This is a genomic window from Vaccinium witches'-broom phytoplasma str. VAC (assembly GCF_000309405.1).
GTDB lineage: Bacteria > Bacillota_I > Bacilli_A > Acholeplasmatales > Acholeplasmataceae > Phytoplasma.
In genome coordinates, this window is the sequence record NZ_AKIN01000171.1 from 1 (window position 1) to 978 (window position 978).

At 18.2% G+C, this 978-nt stretch carries 1 protein-coding gene and 1 pseudogene; both read left to right on the forward strand.

The window, feature by feature from the left end:
- Nucleotides 1-161 precede the first annotated feature (161 nt).
- Nucleotides 162-425, forward strand: a pseudogene (locus RI68_RS04500) (DUF2963 domain-containing protein); the annotation flags it as partial.
- Between the two features lie 24 nt (nt 426-449).
- The coding region (locus tag RI68_RS02740) for a hypothetical protein (protein WP_038104771.1) at nt 450-978 on the forward strand (529 nt) is incomplete at its 3' end.

Sequence of the window (978 nt, forward strand, 5' to 3'; positions counted from 1 at the left end):
AATATTAATCAGATTAAGTATATTTATTATAAGTATTATTGTTTTAATACTCATAATTTGGGATTATAATAATAATCCAAAACAAATACCCCAAAATAAAGAAGAAAAAAAATGAATATTTATTAAAAAAAATAATTTATAAAGATAAAACGCAAACAAAAATAGATCATATAAAAGAAGTTAATGAAAAAACTAGACAAATTGTTAGATGGGTTCAATATAAACCAAATGGAGATGAAATTGAATATATTGAATGTTATAAATATGATTCTAATACTAATAAATTAATTCAAACCATAAGATATAAAAATAATAAAAAAGAATTTATAGAAGAATATGAACCTAATAATGGAAAATTAATAAAAATAATCAAATATAAACCTAATAGAGATGATGAAATCCACAGTATACAAGAATTTGATCCTAATAATGACAAATCATTAATAAAAATGATATTTTATCAACCTAATAAAAATGAAATTAAACATATTGAATGTTATAAATATGATTCTAATACTAATAAATTAATTTTAACCACAAAATATAATAAAAATAATAATAAACAATCTATAACACGCGAACTAGATAGGGAAAAATTAATTTCAATAATAAATTTTCAAATTGGCAAAAATGAAATCGGTAATATAGAAATAAATTTTAAAATTGATAAAAATGAAATTAAAGATATTACAATTAATAAATTTAATAAATTTATGAGAAAAAAAACTAAAAAAGGAATTAAAATAATAAATTTTGATGATAAAGAAGATAAAATTGATAATATAAGAGAAAATAAATTCAATTCACAAACCGAACAGTTAATTGAAACAAATGAACGTCAACCTAATAAATATGACTATGAATTTATTATAAAAATAAAAGAAATGTGTTATATCGAGCGTGAACTGTTCCAAAACTTTAGACACTTTTTACTTTTTAAAAATTCTTTAAGACTAACTATTAAGTTAGTCTTTTTTT